We start from the raw sequence: 19,230 nt of genomic DNA on the forward strand, positions 1-19,230 counted from the left end.
CAACCGAACAAGCGCGCCTTAAATTGGCCAAGGCCTATCCAAAGCCAACGGCCAAAGAGTCATAATCCCTGTGCAGAGGTACTAGCCCCTTTCTGGGTGTCCCGCCTGCGCGTCGATCGAGTGGCAGACGGCTCGCAAAAGTCTGGGAATTCTCCTAACTTTGCGGTGACGTTTTCGCGACCGGGGGAATTCTCAGCCATGAAATCGATGCTACGCCGCCTTGCCCTTGCCGCCGCATGCATGATCGGCGTCGGCGTGGTCCATGCCTTCGCCGAGGGCGGCGGCGACCTCGTGGTGTTCGACTGGTCGGGCTATGAAGATCCGTTGCTGCATCCGGCCTACACCGCCAAATATGGCGCCGAGCCGACCTTCGCCTTCTTCGGCGACGAGGATGAAGCGTTCGAGAAGATGCGCGCCGGCTTCAAGGCCGACATCGCCCATCCCTGTTCGCAAAGCGTGGTCAAATGGCGCGAGGCCGGCATGTTGCAGCCGCTCGACACGTCCAGGATATCAGGCTGGAAGGATCTCAATCCCGGCATCATGGCGATGAGGGATCTCGCCGTCACCGCCGACGGCAAGGCCTGGTTCATGCCGTTCGACTGGGGCAACACCTCGCTGCTCTACCGCACCGACAAGGTGACGACAGAACAGGCGCAGTCGCTGAAGGTCTTCGCCGATCCCAAGTTCAAGGGCCGCGTCACCATCGGCGACAATGTCGATGACGCCTACGCGCTGGCAAGCCTGGTGATAGGCCTCAAGGACTGGACCAAGATGACCGATGCGCAGTTCCAAGAGGCATCCGCCTTCCTGCGCGATGTGCACAAGAATATCCGCTTCTACTGGACCGACGACACCGACCTCAACCAGGCGTTTATCGGCAATGAGGTCGATCTCGTCTGGGGCTGGAACGAGACCTTCGTGACGCTAAAAGGGCAAGGGATGCCGATCGCCATGAACCGCGACACCAAGGAAGGCATTTCGACCTGGGTGTGCGGTTATGTGCTGATGAAGGACGCGCCTGGCAAGCTCGACGAAGCCTATGAATTCCTGAGCGCCGTCAACGCACCCGGCGTGTCGGACTACCTGGTCAAGACCTTCGGCTACGGCCATGGCAACGGCGCCGGCATGGCAGCGATCGACCACAAGGTGCTGGCCGAGCGCGGCTTCGACAATCTCGACGAGTTTCTCGACAAGACGCTGTTTCAGCAGCCTGTGGCGCCGGAGCTCAAGCAGCGCATGGCCGCCGAGTTCGAGAAGATCAAGGCCGGCTATTGAAGAGCGAACAGGAAAGAACCGATGTCGTCATCGTCGGCGCCGGCTTCACCGGCCTGTCGGCGGCGCTTGAGCTGAAGGCAGCCGGCATAGATTTTCTGTTGCTCGAAGCGGGCGACCGCGTCGGCGGGCGGGTCGAGTCCATGGAGATCGGCGACGGCGAGCGTGTCGACAGCGGTGGTCAGTTCCTGTGCGAGGATATGCCGGCGCTGATGGCGTTGGTCGAGGAGCACGGCAAGACGCTGGTCGAGACCTATGTAGACGGCGAATTTATCGCCCAGCCGGCGATGTCCGCGGGGGAGGCGGCACAAACCTATGTCGGCTCGATGGCGATCCGCGATCGCATGAATGCTATCGCGCCTGATGATCCTGATACAGCCGGCTTATCAGCCGCCGCCTGGCTCGATCGCCAGGGCGACCCCGAGGACGCCAAGGCAGCCTTTCGCTCGATGATCGAAGGTCTGTGGTGCCAGGCACTGGAGAAGCTACCGCTTTGGCACCTCATCGACAATGATCGCCGTATTACCAACGAGGTGTCGGAGCTGCAATATTTTCTCGCGGAGACGATGCATTCGCTGGCGGAGGATTTGGCTCAAGATCTGGGCATCCGGGTGCGGCTTGGCGCGCATGTCACGCGCATCGAGCAAGGCGCAAATGGCGTGTCAGTCCATGCCGGCGCGGGTTCGATAGAGGCTCGTTGTCTGCTCGTCGCCGTGCCGCCAGTCATGGCGTCGAGGATCGACTATTCGCCGCCACTGCCGGCGGCCCTGGAGAAAGCACTCGGTGTCTGGCGGAGCGGTACGGTGATCAAGATGCTGGTGCGCTATCCCACCGCCTTCTGGCGAGCCAAGGGCTTGAGCGGCATGGTGATGTGGCGCGACCAGCCAGGTTTGTTTGCCTGCGACGCCAGCAAGGATGACGATCATCCGGCGCTGGTGGTTTTCATTGGCGGTCCGTCCGCCATCGAATGGCGCGGCTTTGGGCAGGAAGGCCTCCGCACCAGAATTGCGGCGCGTCTCGTTGCGGCTCTCGGTCAAGAGGCTGCGAAATGGCTCGGCTTTGCCGTCCGATACTGGTTCGACGACGAAGGCAGCGTTGGCGGCTACAGCGACCTCATCGTCGACATGGATGCGACCGACGCCGAGCGTACCATCCTGGCCGGCGCGCCGCCGGTTTATTTTGCGTCGTCGGAACTGTCGCCGTCATTTCCCGGCTATGTCGAAGGCGCGATCGTTGCCGGGCGCATTGCCGCGCGAAGAATCATCGCCGAGCTTCAATCGGCCATCGCCACCAAAGCCTCGGGATCGTAGGCGAGGCGGATCGAGGTCCCGACCGGGATGTCATCGGCACCGAAATCGTTGGTTTCGGTCACCGATAGCGGCTTTTCCAGTCCCGGTATCTCGACGATCAGATGGGTGATCTCGCCGAAATAGTGGCGTTCGACCACCTTGCCGGCAACCTCGAACTTCGCTGTCGCATTGTCCCACAGCACGCGTAGGCGCTCCGGCCTGATGCCGAGCGTGGCGCCGCCGCCATTGCGGACAAAAGCCTTGGGCTTGTCGGTCTTGATCCGGCCGAAGCCAAGCGTGTCGACGACCAGCGACGCGCCGTTCTCCTCGACGATCCGAGCCTTGACGAAATTCATGCCGCCGAGGAAGTCGGCGACCTGGCGGGTGACCGGCCGCTGGTAGATCTCCTTCGGCGAGGCGACCTGTGCGATCCGGCCGCCGAACATCACGGCGATGCGGTCGGACATGGCGAGCGCTTCGTACTGGTCGTGAGTGACCAGTACGAAGGTGATGCCGACCGCCTGCTGCAGGCGGCGCAGTTCGACCTGCATCTGCTCGCGCAGTTTCTTGTCCAGCGCCGACAGTGGTTCGTCGAGCAGCAGCACCTTGGGCCGCATGACCAGAGCGCGCGCGAGCGCGACGCGCTGTCGCTGACCGCCGGAAAGTTCTGTCGCCAGGCGCTTGCCGAAGCCGGTCAGTGAGACTTGCGCCAGCGCCTCCTCGACCCGGCGCCTTTCCTCGCCGCCCTGCAGCTTCAGCCGCTTCAGCCCATAGGCGACGTTCTGTTCGACATTGAGATGCGGGAAGATCGCGTAGCTCTGGAACACCATGTTGGTTGGCCGGCGATTGGCCGGGATGCCTTCCATCGGCTGGCCGCCGACAGAGATCGAACCGCTGGTCGGATTGTCGAAGCCGGCGATCATGCGCAGCAGCGTGGTCTTGCCGCAACCGGACGGGCCGAGCAACGAGAAGAACTCGCCTTCCCTGATGGTCAAGGAGGCGTCGTCAAGCGCCTTGAACGCCCCGTAGCTGCGGGTGACGCTCTTGATCTCGATCATGGATCGGTCGGATTGGGGGCGCAAGATTTGGGGCTGCTCAGGCATAGAGGCCTCCCTCGTTCCGGGTGCGTCTGGCCGTGCGGCGACGCAGGGTTTCGGCGACGGTCATCAACAGGAAAGAGGCAACCAGCAACAGTGTGCCCAGCGCCAGCACGCCCGGCAGCTTGGCCGCGAAGCGCAATTGCCCCCAGATGTAGATCGGCAGCGTCGCCTCGGTGCCGGTGAGGAAGAAGGCGATGATGAACTCGTCGAGCGAGATGGTGAAGCAGACAAGCAGGCTGGAGATGATGGCAGGCGCCACCATCGGCAGCGTTACCCGCCGGAAGGTGCCGAAGGCGCTCTCGCCGAGGTCGGCGGAGGCTTCCTCCAGGCTGCGGTCGAAGCCTTCGAAGCCGGAGGTCAGCACCGTCATCGAATAGGGAATGCAGACCAGCACATGGCCGAGCACGACGGTGAACAGCGACAGGCTCAAGCCAAGCTGCAGCATCACCAGCAGCATCGAGATGGCGACGATGACTTCCGGCAGCACCAGCGGCGCCATGATCAGGCCGTTGATGGTGCGACGGCCGGGATAGCGGTAGCGGGTGATCGAACGGGCGGCGAGGATGCCGAGCACAGTGGACAAGACCGCTGCCGACATCCCGACGATCAGGCTGTTCCAGGTGGCGTCGAGCAGTGCCGGCGTGCGCGGCAGGTCCTCGTACCAATGCAAGGTGAAGCCGGTGAGCGGGAATTTTGGTGTCGCCGCCGTGTTGACCGAGAAGATCGGCAGGAAAATGACTGGCAGATAGAGGAACACGACGTAGAGAAACGCATAGACGGCCAGCCAGCCGCCGGACAGGAGGCGCCGCACCGCACTCATCGCGCCAGCCTCTGGACGGCGCGGATGATCAGCACCGTGGCGCCGGCCATCAGGGTCACGATCAGCATTGTGGCGACGGATAGGGCGGCACCCAGTGGCCAGTTGGACGCCTTGCCGAACTGCGCCTGGATGGCATTGGCGATCATGACGCCGTCCTTGCCGCCGACAAGCTTCGGCGTGACGTAGTCGCCGACGGTCGGGATCATGACGATCAGCGCCGCCGAGATGACGCCTGGCGCCGACAATGGCAAGGTCACGCGCACGAACGAGCGCAGCGGTCCGTCACCGAGATCGGTGGCCGCCTCGACCAGCGTGCGGTCTATCTTTTCCAGCGAGACGAAGATCGGCAGGATGGCGAAGGCCGCCCAGGCATGGGTGAGCGTGATGATGACGGCGCTCGAATTGTAGAGCAGCGCGGTCGACGGCTCATCGATAATGCCGAGGCCCATCAGGCCGGAATTCAGGACGCCGTTGTAGCCGAGGATGACCTTCCACGACATCACGCGCAGCAGATAGCTGGTCCAGAACGGGATGGTGATGAGGAACAGCCAAAGGCTCTTGTGGCGGCCGCCATGGAACGAGATGAAGTACGCGATCGGATAGGCCAAAAGGACTGTGAGCAGGCTGACCGTCAGCGAGATATAGAGCGAGCGCCACAGCAGATCACGGTAGATCGGCTCGGTCAGCGCGACGCGGTAGTTTTCCAGCGTGAAGGTGCGGTCGATGGTCAGGTAGTGCTGCGTCCAGAAGGAATGCGCGATGACCACCAGGATCGGCAGGACCAGAAGAATGAGTGCGTAGATGAAGGTCGGGCTGATTAGAGCGAGGCCCTGTACGGGTTCGGACTGCAGAAGGGCATTTCGTCTGGCCCGCGTCATGCGCAACGGGGGCGACCCTTCCGCGGCCGCCGTCATTGCCAGTCTCCGGGGGGCAGGGCCCCAGGTGCGATCTCGGTTGCTGGCCTGGACTGTCCCGCCATGCGGCATCCCATTGTGCTGGCGCCGGCTGCTTTTTCCCCTTGCCGGCTTTCTTTCATCATGCGCGCATCCTTGGATTGAAATCAAGCGCCAATTCTGAAATATTGATTGAACGAACATTCAAAATGAAGTGACGAAAGCCGCTGTTTCCGACGCTTGGCATCTCATTTCATGACCGATGAATTCTGTGAAGCAATGTGAGGCGATGATGGCTGCGGCAAGAGACCTGAAGGCGACCGAGATGGCCGGCGGGGAGCCCGGCGACCATGCCGTCGAACTGGCCAAGCGCCATCTCGTCCAGCCTTGGCCGTTCGCCGGTTCGGTCGGCACCGAGGCTCGCGCGCTGATCGGCGAGGGCGACGGCATCTACATCACCGACAGCACCGGCAAGCGGCTGATCGACGGGCCAGCCGGCATGTGGTGCGTCAATGTCGGTCACCGCCGCGAGGAGCTCGCCAAGGTGATGTACGACCAGGCGATGGCGCTGTCCTACAACACGCCGTGGTACACGATGAACGCGCCGTCGGCGGAGCTTGCCATGCGCATCGCCGGCCACGCGCCGGGCGACCTCAGCCACGTCTTCTACACCACCGGCGGCTCTTCCGCGGTCGAAACGGCGCTGCGCTTCATGCAGTTCTACAACAATGTGCGTGGCCGGCCGGAAAAGAAGCTGATCCTGAGCCGCGGCGGCGCCTATCACGGCTCGACCTATCTGTCGGCCTCGCTCAACGGCCGCCCCCGCGACCGCGACTGGATGGACGGTGCCGGCGAACTGGTCATCAAGCTGTCGTCGCCCGATCCGTTCCGTCGTCCGCACGGCATGAGCCTTGCCGCCTTCGCCGATTTCCTCGTTGATCAGTTCCGCGACACCATCGCCCGTGTCGGCGCTGAACGGATCGGTGCTTTCGTCGGCGAATCGGTACAGGCATCCGGCGGCGTCGTGGTGCCGCCCGATGGCTATCTCAAGCGCATCCGCGAGATCTGCCGTGACAACGACATTCTCTATGTCTGCGACGAGGTGGTGACGGCCTTCGGCCGGCTCGGTCACGTCTTTGCCTCGGGCGAAATGTTCGGCATCGATCCGGACATGATCACCTTCGCCAAGGGCGTCACCTCGGGCTATTTCCCGCTCGGCGGCGTCATCATCTCGGAGCGGCTGCTGGAAGAGCTGCGCCGGTCGAACCATCCCGATGCGATGTTCGGTCACGGCCTGACCTACACCAGTCATCCCGTCGGCTGCGCCGTGGCGTTGAAGAACCTCGATCTGCTGGAAGAGGGCGTGCTTGCCCACACGCGGGAGGTCGCGCCTTATTTCCAGGCGCAGCTGAAGACGCTGGAAGATCTGCCACTGGTCGGCGAGGTGCGAGGCCTCGGACTGATGGGCTGCGTCGAATGCGTGGCGGACCGCGAAAGCAAGGACCAGCTGCAGCTCGACAAGGATGTGGGAAAACGCATCGACGCCCATTGCCATGAGCTCGGCCTGCTGGTCCGGCCGCTGATCAACATGTGCGTGATGTCGCCGCCGCTGGTCATCACGCGCGAGCAGATCGACGACATGATCGGCATTCTGCGCGAGGGCATTTCACGAACGATGGATGATCTGAGGAAAGAAGGCGTGTGGCGGGGGTAACTCGCTTCTCCCCGTTCTACGGTGCCGGCAGGCGGATGAGGGGCTGCGTTGGCGATTGGCCGCATCCGCTGCAAAGCAGTCGTCTGTCGAGGCGACAATTTCGCAAGTTCGGCGCTGCCCCTCACCTGCCAGCCGGCATCCTCTCCCGTAGAACCGGGAGAGGGGCGCTCTCATCGGCGATTTCGCCAACCACCAACGTCGTCTACGACCGCGACCTCAGCGCGTCGTTCAAGTTCCACATGTCCTTCTCCTCGGGCGCGGTCTCTAGGCCGAGCACCGGCAGCATCTTGCGCAGGTGGTCGTGGTGGGTGCGCACGCCGTATTCGAGGTCCGAGAGATAGAAACCCTCGAAGGCTTCGGACAGCATGGATTCGTTCGACCACACCGACAGTTGCACATCTTCCGACATGGTGTCGCGGTCGATGCGGAAGGAGAGGTAGCGGGCGGCGGCCTGCTCGCGGCTTTCGTCGCGGTAGCGGTAGATGGCGCCGCGCAGCAGCGTCTCACCCGTCGACAGTGGAAATTCGTGATAGAACTGCACCGATTCCGGCATCACCGAAATGACCGCATTGGGGAAGATGCCGTAATAGACCCAGGCCTTCTTCAGATAGTCGGGCAGATGTGCCGGCTCCGGCGCGATCTCGACGTAGTTCTTGACGCTCCAGCGCCGGCCGGCATGTGGGTTGTAGGTGGCGAATGAGCGCGAGACGCCGTTGATGAAGGGCTCGTCGAAATAGGTCGCGCCATAAAGATCCTGCAAGGCGGGATGCGCCATGGCGACGTGATAGCCCTCATTGTCGACATCGCGCACCGACTTCCAGTTGACCGGGGTCTTCTGGCTCCAGATGCCCCAGGAGGGCACCATGTCGGCGGCGTTGTAATGCGCGAATTCGGGTTCGATCGGCTTCATCAGTTCGGCGACCGAGGGCTGCGGCCCGCCATTGCGGAAGCGGATGAAGATAAAGCCCATCCAGACCTCCAGATCGAGCGGCATCAAGCCGAACTCGGTCTTGTCGAGATCGGGGAAGGAGCGCGGGCGCGCGGCACCGCGCAGCGTGCCGTCCAGATTGTAGACCCAGCCATGGAACGGGCACACCAGCGCGTTCTTGCAATTGCCCTGGCTGTCGGCGACGACGCGGCTGCCCCGGTGGCGGCACATGTTGTTGAAGCCGCGCACGACGCCATCCTTGCCGCGCACGATCAAGGCGCGTTCACCGACAACGTCCATGGTTAGATAGTCGCCAACGTCAGGCACGTCCGAAACGTGTCCGACGATCTGCCAGTGATTGCGGAAAACATGCTCCTTCTCAAGCTCGAGAAGAGCATCGGAATGGTAACTCCAGCCCGGGAGCCCCCGCCGGTCCCAATCGTTGGGGATCGCCACGTCACGGAGGTGCGGGTTCATAAAACGTCTCTTCTTTTTATTGAATACTTATTCAATAAAAGCATATTTCTCATTGAAATGCAATGGTTTGTGAAAATTAGGCGGTTTCCGCAGTGGAATTTTCATCTCGTCCGGAGCCGAAATCCACTCAGCTGTAGGCCCGGAAAGTCCCGGAGAATCCCGGGTGTTAGTCGGGGTTTCAGGGGACACTGTACCGACCCGACTTCGGAAGCGAAGGGGAGCAGGACCAGGCGCTTTCGCGAGGGCGAAAATGGCTTCGCTATTCTCCGGCCGGTTCGCTGATTCACAGGCATTCGGATCAGCACAGTCGGCGGAATCAGTCGAGAGTCGCTGTCGGGATGAAGAACGCATCAGCGCGCCCGCTTTTGCCCGATTCTGCCCGAAATGCTGTTTCCAACTCGTTACATTGTCAGTCATGCGCCACCGTTGCCTTGTTACAAAGCGCGGCTAAGTTCGTTTCATCACCAAAAAGAAACTCGGCGAAGGGGAAGGCAATGCATGCGAAAATCCAGACGATCCGCGGCGATTGCCGCCTTCAGGCTCCAGAGCGCAATGACCGCCGTCCGAAGCTGGCGCTGCGCCAGCGGGCCAGCGACCACCCCATGGCGATGTTCATGGTGCTGGCTGCTTGCGCCTTCGTCGGCATGGCGTTCATGCCGACAATCGGGCCGGCCTTCGCTTCGTTGAATCCGCCGGCCAACCTCATCGACGGCGCGCAGACGACGAGCAGGACCGCGCGTCTGCCGATGCCGGTGACCGACTTCGCCTGCAAGGGCCAGGCCTGGGGTGCCGAGAGCATCGATTGCCTGCACGCCATCGCCGAGCAGTCCGGAGCGCACAAGACCCGTGCGATACGCATGATCGCCAACGCCGCGCCGTTGACCGGCACGCCGAACATTTTCTGATTTCCGTCGAAGCATGATCTCGAACCGGTTCCCACTTTGGGATCATGCTCTGAACTCCCCGAGCGCTCCCTCCAGGCGCGCTCTTCTTCGGCCCCCGCCCCCGGGGGCCTCCTTTTTTATCCTTTCAAGGCCGCCTGTTCGGCGATGGCTGACAGCACACTGCGCACATCCAGCGTACTGAACGGCTTTTCCAGGATCTGCGGCCGCTGCTGCGCCGGCAGGGCCTCGATTTCGGCCTTCGCGCCGATCAGATCGCCGGTGACCAGCACGAAACGCCGCGCCAGGTCAGGCTTTTCGGCGAGCAGCTCGCGATAGATCGATATGCCGCTGATGCCGGGCATGCGCAGGTCCGAAAAGACGATGTCGGGCGGCATGTGGCCGCCCAAGGTGGCCGCGCCCGATTCCCAGACCGGAGCGATCCGCGACTTGATGCCCATCAATTCGAGAATGTCGGAGAGCGAGCCGGCGACATCCGGCTCGTCGTCGATGATCAGGGCATGGCGCAGGCCGCTCGATCGCGGCTGGTTGTCGCCAACAGTGGCGAGGCCGGCTACAATGGCGGGCAGCTGGACGACGAAACGCGCCCCCCTCGGCATCGCTTCCTCGAACCAGACATTGCCATTGTGCCGCTCGATGATCGATTTCGAGATCGACAGGCCGATGCCGGTGCCGACGCCGACCGGCTTGGTGGTGAAATAGGATTCGAAGATGCGGCCGCGGATCGCTTCCGGCACGCCGGGCCCATTGTCTTCGACCGAGAAGCAGGGGTGACCCCGGTCGCTGCGGAACGTCCGCACCTTGATCAGCCGGTCGCCGGCAATGCCGGCCAAGGCGTGTTGGCTGTTGATGAGGAAGTTGGCCGCCACCTGCGTCACGTGGTCGGCGTCGGCCATGGCCAGCAGCGGACCGGCGGCGAAGTCGGTGTCGATGATGATGCCGCTGGAGCGCGCGCCATAGGCGGTCACTTCCAGTGCCGCCCGGATCACCTGGTTGAGGTCGGTCTCGGCTTGCGCCGCCGGATGAAGCCGGACCATCGACAGGAAGCTCTTGACGATGCGGCCGCAGCGCTCGGCGGCCGCGCGCACTTTCTCGGCGCGCACCTTGGTCTGCGGATCGGAGGCGAATTCGTGCAGCAGCGTCGATTGCGCCACCACGACGGCCAGCGGGTTGTTCAACTCGTGCGAGACGCCGGCCAGCAACGAACCCATCGCCGCCATCTTCTCGTTCTGATGCAACTTCTCGCGCTGACGGCCGATCTCCTCCTCGGCGCGCAATTTGTCGCGCAGGTCGCGGATGGAGCCGAAGATCAGGCGACGGTCCGCGACCCGCATCTCGGTCGCCGTCAGTTCGATCGGGAACACTTCGCCGGCGGCGTTCTGGGTCACCGTCTCGAGCCGTTGGCCGACCATCGGCGCGCCGCGGCCGGACATGTATTCGGCCCCCGAAGCATAGCCCTTTCGGTAGTAGATCGGCACGATGGTATCGAGCAGGTCCTTGCCGAGGATGTCGCTGCGCTGGAAGCCGAACATCTTCTCGGCGGCCGGATTGAATTCGATGATCGAGCCGGTCTCATCGATGACGACGATGGCGTCGAGCGAGGCCTGCAGCATGGTGCGGCGAATGACCTCGCTGGCATGGGCTTCGGAGGGCGAGTGCTCGATGGCGTCGCCGATGGCGAGTGCGATGATGTGCAGCGTCGCTTCTTCCTCGTCGGTCCACTCGCGCTCGTTGACGCAGTCATTGACCGCCAGCGTGCCCCACAGATGGCCATGCGCGAAGACCGACACCGACAGGAACGACTTGATGTTCTGCTTTTCGAAGTCGGTCCTCAGAAAGCCTTCGAGATCGCGCGTATGGCCAGCGAAGATCTTGCCTTGCCGTTCGTCCTCGGCCAGCCGCTCCAGCAGCGGATCCGAATTGACGACCGACTGCATGATGACGGTCGGCGACGCCAGTTCGCCGCCGAAAAGAGGGTCGATCCAGTAGGCGGCGACGGATTGGGCGAAACCCTGGCCGGGCAGCTCGCGCAAGCGAAACAGGATGCCGCGCTGGCAATCCATGGCCCGGCAGAGCGTTTCCAGGATGCCGTCCATCTCGCGCTGCCAGTCGCCGGCCTCACGCAGCCGGCGAACGACACGCACGGCCGCCATCGCCGCGCCCTGCCTGAACCCTTGCATATCCGTGCTTGCTGCCTCAGCGATCATCTTGTGCCGTCATTCCGGAGTCGTGCCAATTCGATCGGCGAGCAATTGCTGCGAATGCTAACCCCTCTGGCCTCGCTGCTCAGTTGCCGTCGCCGGTCGGCAGCGAGAAGATATAGCCCTCGCCGCGCACCGTGCGCAGGAATTTTGGGTTGGCCGGGTCGGTCTCGATCTTCTTGCGCAGCCGCATGATGCGAATGTCGACCGCGCGCGACGATTCCGGGTCTTCGGTGAAGCCGATCGCCTCGGAGATCGCGGCGCGGGTCAGCAGCCGGTTGGCGCGAGTCAGGAAAACCTCCAGCACGTCGAATTCGCTCTTGGCCATGTCGATCACCGCGCCATTGGCGCCGGTGACCAGCCTGCCGTCGAGATCGGCCTGGAAAGGGCCGAAGGCAACGGCACGGCGATCCGTCCTGGCCTTCTTGTCCTGAAGCTCCTGCGGCTGGGGAACCCGGCGCAACACGCTGCGGACCCTCGCCAGCACTTCGCGCAATTCGTAGGGCTTGACGATGTAGTCGTCGGCACCGAGTTCCAGCCCGACGATGCGGTCGAGCGCGGTGCCGGCGGCGGTCGCGTAGATGATGCCGATCGGCAGTTTCGAGCGCAGCCAGCGGCCGAGCGAGAGGCCGTCCTCGCCGGGCATGGCGATGTCGAGGATGGCGAGATGGAACGACTGCGTTTCAACGAGGCTGCGTGCGGCGGCGGCGCTTTCAGCCGTGACCACGTCATAGCCGGCGGCGCCAAGATATTCGGCGACCGCGTCCCTCAAATCGGGCTCATCCTCGACGATGACAATTCTTGCCCGCACGATGTTTTCGCTCCCACTTTCAGTGGAAAGTAGATTGGGTATAAACATCATGTCCAGCACTCATATCCGGTTGCCAGGGAACGGTTTGGAAAACATGGCCGCACGATCGATCATCGCGCTTGTTTCCGTTGCCGAAGTGGTCGCGACCGAGCTCGCCGACCATCTTGAGCGGCGCGGCCATGATGTGCATCAGGCGCGCCAGCCCTGGGAGGCCGAATCGCTGCTGTCGGGAAAGGGCATCGATGTCGTCGTCGTCGGCGACAGTCTCAGCCAGGCGGAGGGGCGGGACCTGCTCCGGCGTTATGGCGGCCAAGGCGGGGGCGGCGAGGGCGGGCCGGATTTCATCCTGATCTGCCGGCCGGCCGATCTCGTCGACAAGGTGCTGGCGCTGGAGCTTGGTGCGGCCGACGTCGTCGAGAGCCCGCTCAATGTCAGGGAGCTGGCTGCCCGTGTTGGCGGCCTGCTTTCGCGACGCGGCAGGGGCATCCAGGAACTGATCGTGCTGGAGAACGCGACCGTCGATCTGAGGTCGGCCATGGTCATGCATCGCTCCGGCACGGAGGAACAGCTCTCGCCGGGCCAGGTGGCGCTGCTTAGGCTGTTCCTGGCCAGTCCGCGCAAGGTGCTGACGCGCGACGATATCATCGCCGCCGCACCGGCGGAAAACGCCGACGCCTTCGATCGCTCGATCGATTCGCGCATCGTGCGGCTGCGCCGCAAGCTCGACACCGAAACCATCACCACCATACGCGGCGCCGGCTACCGCTTCGATCCGCCGCGGCAATTCGCCGACTGATTGCCGGACGCTGACGCGGTCTCTTTTGTTGGGCATCGGCTTTTCCATCTCTGGGTCCGATGCTCCTGGCGCTCAGCGTACCAGCAGAAGTGATGGGCCCACCGGCATGTCACCGCCCATGGTGAGTTCGCTGGCATGGGCGCGGTCCCTGAGCAGCACGGTGACAAGGCCGGCAAAGCCGAGCAGGCCCTGCGCGTAGAGCAGTGCCGACAGCACCGAAGCGGCAAATTTCGTTTTCATCGCAGCAGTTCTCCAAAATGGCAATTCTTTAGAAATGAACGTGTTGCGGGTCGCTTCAGGACACCCCCGAAGTGCCCGCGCCGCCCACGGAACCCCCCGTCTCGGCGCGGGCCTTCGGTCCTCTCGGCAGCAAGTTGCCGGAGGGGCCGCGCAAACCCGTCAGCCTAAGGCCGACCCGCCAGAGGGCCTTGAGCCGGGCGATGCGCAGGCTGGAGACAATCCAGACCGAGGCGAAAAACAGTGCGGCATGCAGTGTCGAAATCTCGCCTGAAGTCATCGCGCCGAGCCTTGCCAATGGGGTGCCGGCAACCGTGCCGACGCCACCGATGACAGTTGCCGCGATGCTGATCCTGAGAAGCCAGGACAGCGCGTTCGATTTCGTTCCCATGTTTCGTTACCGGCTGTTTTCGTTGCGTCAACCTTGCTTGCGGCGCGTTTCCGGATCATGCCGCTCGAAGCCGCGCTTTGTTGCAATTCGGTTTCGAGATTGTCGGATTTTCTTCGTATAGTGATAATTCGCACTTTCGTTTAGAGGCGGATACCCATGTTTCCGATTTCGGCCTAGCCCGCCGGGTTACGGAACCGCTCCTATCGGGTTCTAGGAAGGGCTGCATTTGTTAACCAGTGGAAACAGATTCGAAACACAAACGAGCGTTTTGCGAAATCTGCTCGAAACATGACGTTGGGATAAGCGGCCATCGAATTGGAGCCGGCTGGACCGGCAGAGAGAGGGGAACATCATCATGCATACCGCCATTGCCGCCAAGCTCATCAACATCACCGCAGCCGCCTTGACGGGTGCCGCACTGCTGTTTGGTTCGGGCGCCGCGCACGCCGCCAACAAGATCGTGGCGCGCGTTTCGCTTTCACAGCAGATCATGGAAGTCTCGGTCGACGGCCGCCCGACCTTCGCCTGGAAGGTTTCCACCGGCGACCGGGCCCATGTGACGCCGACCGGCTCGTTCAAGCCGACCCGCATGCATGAGATGTGGTACTCGAAGAAATACGACAACGCCCCAATGCCGCACTCGGTCTTCTTCAGCGGCGGCTACGCGGTGCATGCGACCTATGCGATCAAGCGTCTCGGCCAGCCGGCTTCGCATGGCTGCGTGCGGCTGCATCCCGACAACGCCGCCGATTTCTACCAGCTCGTCGAAACCTTCGGGGCGACCAACACCAGCATCGTCATCGTAAAGTAGCCTGACGGGGTCGCTGCCTTCGGCCCATTGCGCCGAAGCCGTGGAGCGACCGTCAGAAAAAGAGGCCGGAAAAATCCGGCCACTTTCTATTTCCAGCTATTTTTTGTGCAATTAGCTCGGCAGTGCCGGCATCAGCTTGGGATCTGGTTTCTCGGCCAGATGAGGCAGGTCCTTGCTGGCGATGAAGGTGTAGAACATGGGCACGACGAAGAGCGTGAACATGGTGCCGACCAGTATGCCGGTGAAGATCACCAGGCCCATCGAGTAGCGGGCCGCGGCACCGGCGCCGCTGGACGTGATCAGCGGCACAACGCCAAGCGCCATCGCCGCTGTCGTCATCAGGATCGGCCGCAGGCGTACCTTGGCCGAGGCGATGATGGCGTCACGCCGCCGCATGCCATGGATTTCGCGCTGCTGGTTGGCGAACTCGACAAGCAGGATGCCGTGTTTTGTGATCAGGCCGATCAGCGTGATCAGGCCGACCTGCGTATAGATATTGAGCGTGCCGAGGCCCAGATTGAGCGGCACGATCGCGCCGAAGATCGACAGCGGCACCGCCATCATGATGATCAGCGGGTCGCGGAAGCTTTCAAACTGCGCCGCCAGAACCAGGTAGATCACGACAACGGCCGCCGCGAAAGCGATCAGGATGGTGTTGCCCTGTTCCTTTTCCTGTCGGGACTGGCCGGAATAGTCGAGGAAGAAGGCGTCGGGCAGGCTCTCCCTGGCGATGTCCTCCAGCGCTTTCAGCCCGTCGCCAGTGGTGACGCCGGGCAACGGAAGCGCTGAAATCGTCGATGAATTCAACTGGTTGAACTGCTCGATTGCCGCCGGCGCCGCATTGGTCGAAATCTTGACCACCGCCGACAGCGGCACCATCTCGCCCGTTACGCTGCGCACGAAGTATTCGCCGAGTTTGTCGGGGTTGTCGCGAAATTCCTGCGGCACCTGCGGGATGATGTCGTAGCTGTTGGAGTCGCGGTCGAACTGCGCCACTTCGGCGCCGCCGACCAGCAGTGTCAGCGTGCGGCCGATATCGGCGATCGGCAGGTTCAGCGCCGCTGCGCGGTCACGGTCGATGGTCACCGTCACTTCCGGCGCGTCATAGGCCATGGAATTCTGCACGACGATGAAGCGGCCGGAGGCTTGCGCCTTTTTCTTGATCTGCTCGGCCACCTCGTACACCTCCGAGGAAGCGCCGGTCGATCGCACCACCATGGAAATCGGCAGGCCGCCGCCGGAGCCCGGCAGCGTCGGCGGCGCGAAGACGAAGGCCTCGACGCCGGCGACTTTGGCAATACGGGCCGTAATGTCGGCCTGCAGTTCCTTCGAATTGCGCTTGCGTTCCGCCCAATCCTTGAAGGCATAGCCGACGAAGGCGCTGTTTGTCGTGCCGCCGAAGGCAACGGCCGAGAACTGCGCCCGTGTCTCGGGAATATCCTTCACCAGACCGAGGATCTGATTGACGTATGTCTCGGTGTAATCGGACGTCGCATAACGTGGTCCTGTCACAATCGAGAGCAGAAAGCCCTGATCTTCTTCCGGCGCCAGCTCGGTTGAGGTCTTGGTGAACATGAAACCGGTCACGCCGGCAAGCGCAAGCACGATGATCAGCGTCAATGGGCGATAGTTGAGCGAGCCGGAGACGGCCCGTTCATAGACATGTTCGACGCGTGCGAAGGTGCCGTCGACAATGCGCTGGAAACGGCCCGGCGTGCCGGATTTCAGGAGGCGTGCCGACATCATCGGGGTGATGGTGATGGCGATGACGCCCGATAGCACCACCGAGCCGGCGAGCGTGACCGCGAATTCACGGAACAGCGCGCCGGTCAGGCCGCCGGTGAAGGCCAGCGGCGCGAACACAGCTGCCAGCGTCATGGTCATGGCAACGATGGCTGACGCTATTTCGCGCATACCGCTGAACGCAGCCTGCATCGGTGACATGTGGTCTTCTTCCATGTGACGATGGATGTTCTCCACCACCACGATGGCGTCATCGACGACCAGGCCGATCGCCAGCACCATGGCCAGCAGCGACAAAAGGTTGATCGAATAGCCGATCGCGAACAAAAGGAAACAGACGCCGATCAACGACAGCGGGATGGTGACGATCGGCATCATCACCGAACGGAAGGAGCCAAGGAACAAAAGGATGACGACGACGACGATGGCAACCGCCTCGGCGATGGTCTTGAACACCTCTTCGATCGAGGCGCTGATCTGCTCGGTCGCGTCGTAGACGACCTCGATCGTCATGCCCTTCGGCAGAGTCTCCTGAATCTCCGGCACCAGCTTGGTGAGCGCCGCCGCCGTGGTCAGCGGATTGGCTGCCGGCGTCGGGAAGATGGCGAGGAAGGTGCCGGGCTTGCCGTTGAAACTGACCCTGGTATCGGTGTTCTCGGCGCCGAGTTCGACGCGAGCCACGTCGCGCAGCCGCACCACATTGCCGTCGGTCGAGCGCAGCGGCAGCTCGGCGAACGCCTCCGGCGTCTGCAATGTCGAGCGCACGGTGATCGATGAGACGACATACTCGTTCTGGGTGGTGCCGGGCGCCGACAGGAAGTTGGAATTGTTGATCGCCGTCAGCAGTTCGGAGGCCGTCACGCCGCGCGCGGCAAGCTTGATCGGATCGATCCAGACGCGCATCGAGTATTCCTGGGCGCCGAAGATCTGCACGTCGGCGACGCCTTCGACCGTCGACATGCGTGGCCTGATGACGCGCTCGATGTACTCCGTCAGCTGCTCCTTCGTCATGTTCGGATTCTGCATCGAGATGTACATCATCGCGAACTGCTGGCCGGTGCCCTTGACGATGACAGGGTCCTTGGAGGCGTCCGGCAAGGTGCCGCGCACGCCCTGGACCTTGGACAGCACTTCGGTCAGCGCGACGTCAGGGTTGGAGCCGAGCTTCATCTGCACCGTAACGGTGCTGGAGGACGGGCGGCTGGACGAGGTGACGTAGTCGATGTTCTCGGTCGAGGCGACGGCGCGGGCGATCGGGGCGGAAATGAAGCCCTGGATCAGATCGGCGCTGGCGCCTGGATAGGCCGTCGTGATGGTGATCGCCGTTTCGTCGACCTTCGGATACTGCCGGATCGACAGGTTGAAGATGCCCTGGAAACCCAAGAGCAGGATCATGCAAGCAAGGACCGTCGAAAGGACAGGCCGGCGAATGAAGAGATCGGAAACGCTCATTGCGGGTCGGCCTGCTTGTTCGCCGATTTGGTCGGGTCGATGGTGTTGTCCACAACGACGGACATGCCGTTGAAGAGGCGGTTCTGACCGGCGGTGACGACCTCGTCGCCAGTCTTCAGCCCCTCGACGATCTCGACCATGCCTTGATTGTGCCGGCCTGGCTTGACGAACACCTGCGACAGCACCAGCGCGGGCTTGTCACCTTCCGCCGCTGGCTTGGCCGGATCGGCAGCCTTGTCCGCCGGCTTTGCCGCATCGGCGGCAGGCTTGGCTGCGTCAGCCGCGGACTTCGTGGCATCGGCCGGCTTCGTGTCCGCGGGCTTGGCGTCCGCCGATTTGTCGGCTGCCGGCGCCGCGGGTTTTTCTTCCGGCTTGTCTGCCTGCGCCGGGGCCGCCTCGGCGGGCTTCGTCGGCCGCACCACAAATATGTAGTCGCCATAGAGGCTGGTCGTCAGTGCCGTTTGCGGCAGCGTCAGCACGTTCTGCTCTTCAGGCAGTTCGACACGCACCTGCACAAACTGGCCAGGGGTCAGCTTGCCGTCGGGATTGGCGACCTCCGCCCTGATGTTCACCAGCCGGCTGGACGAGTCGATCTTCGGGTCGATGCCGCGAATGGCGCCGGCAAACGGCCTGTCCTCACCGCCGAAGCCCAACCGAACCGTCTGGCCGATCTTGAGCAACGGGAGTTGCTGTTCGGGAACCGAGAAATCGACCCGCATCGTGTCGAGATCCTGCAGCGTCACCACGGCGGTGCCGGGGGCCAGGTACTGGCCGATATCGATCTTGGGAATGCCCACCGTACCGCCGAAAGGCGCCGCCAGTTGCTTCTGATCGAGCACGGCCCGCAGCTTGGTAACCTGGGACGCCGAGGCCGAGGCCGCCGCACGCGCCGTGTCCAGCGTCGAATCGGAGCCGACGCCACGCTTGGTCAGTTCGATGGCGCGGGCCAGTGATGTCTGATCGAGCGCGGCCTGCGCCTTCTGGGCGTCCAGATCGGCGCGCTCGACGGCGTCGTCGAGCTGCACCAGAACCGCATTGTCCGCCACCTTTTGGTTGGCGTGGAAAAGGATGCTTTTGACGATGCCGGTGGTCTCAACCGTCAGGTCGACACCGCGCACCGCCTTGACCGTACCGATCGCCTCGACGCCCGGCGTCCAGGTCGACGGCTTGGCGATGGTCGTCGAAACGGTTGCCGCCGGCGGCTTCATCGATGCGAAATATTGCTTGATGCCGTTGTCGCGCAGGAAGTTGAAGCCGACGATGCCGCCGACCACGACGACGAGCACGGCCAGAACCAGAACGATAAGAAAGATACGAAGTATGCGCTTGAACAAGGAAGTCCCCTCAGTCGAAATCCGGCGCGAAGCGCGGACATCGGGACACATATCGACTG

General features: G+C 62.9%; 16 protein-coding genes. 6 read left to right on the forward strand and 10 right to left on the reverse strand.

What is annotated here, in order from left to right:
• Positions 1–198: 198 nt before the first annotated feature.
• Both NKH19_RS20665 and NKH19_RS20670 read left to right on the forward strand, forming a co-directional pair.
• Positions 199–1,275 carry an extracellular solute-binding protein gene (locus tag NKH19_RS20665; protein WP_352870680.1) on the forward strand — a complete coding sequence of 359 codons (1,077 nt, stop codon included), beginning with the start codon at positions 199–201 and terminating at the stop codon, positions 1,273–1,275.
• Positions 1,272–2,582 carry a flavin monoamine oxidase family protein gene (locus NKH19_RS20670; RefSeq protein WP_352870681.1) on the forward strand — a complete coding sequence of 437 codons (1,311 nt, stop codon included), beginning with the start codon at positions 1,272–1,274 and terminating at the stop codon, positions 2,580–2,582. The genes NKH19_RS20665 and NKH19_RS20670 overlap by 4 nt, the downstream gene beginning before the upstream one ends.
• On the opposite strand, the gene NKH19_RS20675 is transcribed toward NKH19_RS20670, so the two are convergent.
• Genes NKH19_RS20675 through NKH19_RS20685 form a run of 3 tightly spaced genes read right to left on the reverse strand, consistent with a single transcriptional unit; the run spans position 2,546 to position 5,395 of the window.
• Complete coding sequence (locus NKH19_RS20675) at positions 2,546–3,619, reverse strand: ABC transporter ATP-binding protein (RefSeq protein ID WP_352870682.1); 1,074 nt, start codon at positions 3,617–3,619, stop codon at positions 2,546–2,548. The two genes, NKH19_RS20670 and NKH19_RS20675, sit on opposite strands and share 37 nt — an antisense overlap.
• 37 nt (positions 3,620–3,656) lie before the next feature.
• Positions 3,657–4,481, reverse strand: coding sequence for an ABC transporter permease (locus tag NKH19_RS20680; RefSeq protein ID WP_352870683.1), 825 nt, complete (start codon positions 4,479–4,481; stop codon positions 3,657–3,659).
• Complete coding sequence (locus NKH19_RS20685; protein WP_352870684.1) at positions 4,478–5,395, reverse strand: ABC transporter permease; 918 nt, start codon at positions 5,393–5,395, stop codon at positions 4,478–4,480. Before NKH19_RS20685 ends, NKH19_RS20680 begins: the two co-directional genes overlap by 4 nt.
• Positions 5,396–5,666: 271 nt before the next feature.
• Here NKH19_RS20685 and NKH19_RS20690 point away from each other — a divergent pair, with 271 nt between their 5' ends.
• Positions 5,667–7,088, forward strand: coding sequence for an aminotransferase (locus tag NKH19_RS20690; protein ID WP_352870685.1), 1,422 nt, complete (start codon positions 5,667–5,669; stop codon positions 7,086–7,088).
• Between the two features lie 202 nt (positions 7,089–7,290).
• On the opposite strand, the gene NKH19_RS20695 is transcribed toward NKH19_RS20690, so the two are convergent.
• Complete coding sequence (locus NKH19_RS20695) at positions 7,291–8,493, reverse strand: aromatic ring-hydroxylating oxygenase subunit alpha (RefSeq protein WP_352870686.1); 1,203 nt, start codon at positions 8,491–8,493, stop codon at positions 7,291–7,293.
• A 494-nt stretch (positions 8,494–8,987) separates the two neighbouring features.
• Here NKH19_RS20695 and NKH19_RS20700 point away from each other — a divergent pair, with 494 nt between their 5' ends.
• Positions 8,988–9,398 carry a hypothetical protein gene (locus NKH19_RS20700; RefSeq protein WP_352870687.1) on the forward strand — a complete coding sequence of 137 codons (411 nt, stop codon included), beginning with the start codon at positions 8,988–8,990 and terminating at the stop codon, positions 9,396–9,398.
• Between the two features lie 116 nt (positions 9,399–9,514).
• On the opposite strand, the gene NKH19_RS20705 is transcribed toward NKH19_RS20700, so the two are convergent.
• Positions 9,515–11,602, reverse strand: a complete 2,088-nt coding sequence (locus NKH19_RS20705) for an ATP-binding protein (protein ID WP_352870688.1) — start codon at positions 11,600–11,602, stop codon at positions 9,515–9,517.
• 79 nt (positions 11,603–11,681) lie between these two features.
• On the reverse strand, positions 11,682–12,455 hold the full coding sequence (locus NKH19_RS20710; protein ID WP_352870753.1) for a response regulator: 774 nt from the start codon (positions 12,453–12,455) through the stop codon (positions 11,682–11,684).
• Positions 12,456–12,501: 46 nt separating this feature from the next.
• Here NKH19_RS20710 and NKH19_RS20715 point away from each other — a divergent pair, with 46 nt between their 5' ends.
• Complete coding sequence (locus tag NKH19_RS20715; protein ID WP_352870689.1) at positions 12,502–13,203, forward strand: winged helix-turn-helix domain-containing protein; 702 nt, start codon at positions 12,502–12,504, stop codon at positions 13,201–13,203.
• Between the two features lie 72 nt (positions 13,204–13,275).
• Here the strand turns inward: NKH19_RS20715 and NKH19_RS20720 are convergent, their stop codons facing one another.
• Together NKH19_RS20720 and NKH19_RS20725 are read right to left on the reverse strand one after the other, a co-directional pair.
• The gene (locus tag NKH19_RS20720) at positions 13,276–13,443 is read right to left on the reverse strand and encodes a hypothetical protein (RefSeq protein ID WP_352870690.1); all 168 of its coding nucleotides are present in this window, start codon (positions 13,441–13,443) and stop codon (positions 13,276–13,278) included.
• Positions 13,444–13,498: 55 nt separating this feature from the next.
• Complete coding sequence (locus NKH19_RS20725) at positions 13,499–13,831, reverse strand: hypothetical protein (RefSeq protein WP_352879182.1); 333 nt, start codon at positions 13,829–13,831, stop codon at positions 13,499–13,501.
• A 355-nt stretch (positions 13,832–14,186) separates the two neighbouring features.
• Between NKH19_RS20725 and NKH19_RS20730 the strand changes: the two genes are divergently transcribed.
• Entirely contained in the window at positions 14,187–14,642 is a 456-nt protein-coding gene (locus tag NKH19_RS20730) for a L,D-transpeptidase (protein WP_352870692.1), read from the forward strand.
• Positions 14,643–14,753: 111 nt separating this feature from the next.
• Here NKH19_RS20730 and NKH19_RS20735 read toward each other — a convergent pair whose 3' ends face one another.
• Together NKH19_RS20735 and NKH19_RS20740 are read right to left on the reverse strand one after the other, a co-directional pair.
• Positions 14,754–17,837 (reverse strand): efflux RND transporter permease subunit, encoded by a 3,084-nt coding sequence (locus NKH19_RS20735; RefSeq protein WP_352870693.1) that lies wholly within the window; start codon positions 17,835–17,837, stop codon positions 14,754–14,756.
• A complete protein-coding gene (locus NKH19_RS20740; protein WP_352982729.1) occupies positions 17,834–19,171 on the reverse strand; it encodes an efflux RND transporter periplasmic adaptor subunit in 1,338 nt (445 codons plus the stop codon). Before NKH19_RS20740 ends, NKH19_RS20735 begins: the two co-directional genes overlap by 4 nt.
• Positions 19,172–19,230: the final 59 nt, after the last annotated feature.

Origin of the sequence: Mesorhizobium sp. M1338 (assembly GCF_040318045.1) — a bacterium.
Classification (GTDB): Bacteria; Pseudomonadota; Alphaproteobacteria; order Rhizobiales; family Rhizobiaceae; genus Mesorhizobium.

Excerpts from the sequence above, each read along its gene's own strand:
- NKH19_RS20665 (WP_352870680.1), top strand. The coding sequence starts at position 199 with ATGAAATCGATGCTACGCCGCCTTGCCCTTGCCGCCGCATGCATGATC.
- NKH19_RS20675 (WP_352870682.1), bottom strand. The coding sequence starts at position 3,619 with ATGATCGAGATCAAGAGCGTCACCCGCAGCTACGGGGCGTTCAAGGCG.
- NKH19_RS20680 (WP_352870683.1), bottom strand. The coding sequence starts at position 4,481 with ATGAGTGCGGTGCGGCGCCTCCTGTCCGGCGGCTGGCTGGCCGTCTAT.
- NKH19_RS20685 (WP_352870684.1), bottom strand. The coding sequence starts at position 5,395 with ATGACGGCGGCCGCGGAAGGGTCGCCCCCGTTGCGCATGACGCGGGCC.
- NKH19_RS20690 (WP_352870685.1), top strand. The coding sequence starts at position 5,667 with ATGGCTGCGGCAAGAGACCTGAAGGCGACCGAGATGGCCGGCGGGGAG.
- NKH19_RS20695 (WP_352870686.1), bottom strand. The coding sequence starts at position 8,493 with ATGAACCCGCACCTCCGTGACGTGGCGATCCCCAACGATTGGGACCGG.
- NKH19_RS20700 (WP_352870687.1), top strand. The coding sequence starts at position 8,988 with ATGCATGCGAAAATCCAGACGATCCGCGGCGATTGCCGCCTTCAGGCT.
- NKH19_RS20705 (WP_352870688.1), bottom strand. The coding sequence starts at position 11,602 with ATGATCGCTGAGGCAGCAAGCACGGATATGCAAGGGTTCAGGCAGGGC.
- NKH19_RS20710 (WP_352870753.1), bottom strand. The coding sequence starts at position 12,455 with ATGTTTATACCCAATCTACTTTCCACTGAAAGTGGGAGCGAAAACATC.
- NKH19_RS20715 (WP_352870689.1), top strand. The coding sequence starts at position 12,502 with ATGGCCGCACGATCGATCATCGCGCTTGTTTCCGTTGCCGAAGTGGTC.
- NKH19_RS20720 (WP_352870690.1), bottom strand. The coding sequence starts at position 13,443 with ATGAAAACGAAATTTGCCGCTTCGGTGCTGTCGGCACTGCTCTACGCG.
- NKH19_RS20725 (WP_352879182.1), bottom strand. The coding sequence starts at position 13,831 with ATGGGAACGAAATCGAACGCGCTGTCCTGGCTTCTCAGGATCAGCATC.
- NKH19_RS20730 (WP_352870692.1), top strand. The coding sequence starts at position 14,187 with ATGCATACCGCCATTGCCGCCAAGCTCATCAACATCACCGCAGCCGCC.
- NKH19_RS20735 (WP_352870693.1), bottom strand. The coding sequence starts at position 17,837 with ATGAGCGTTTCCGATCTCTTCATTCGCCGGCCTGTCCTTTCGACGGTC.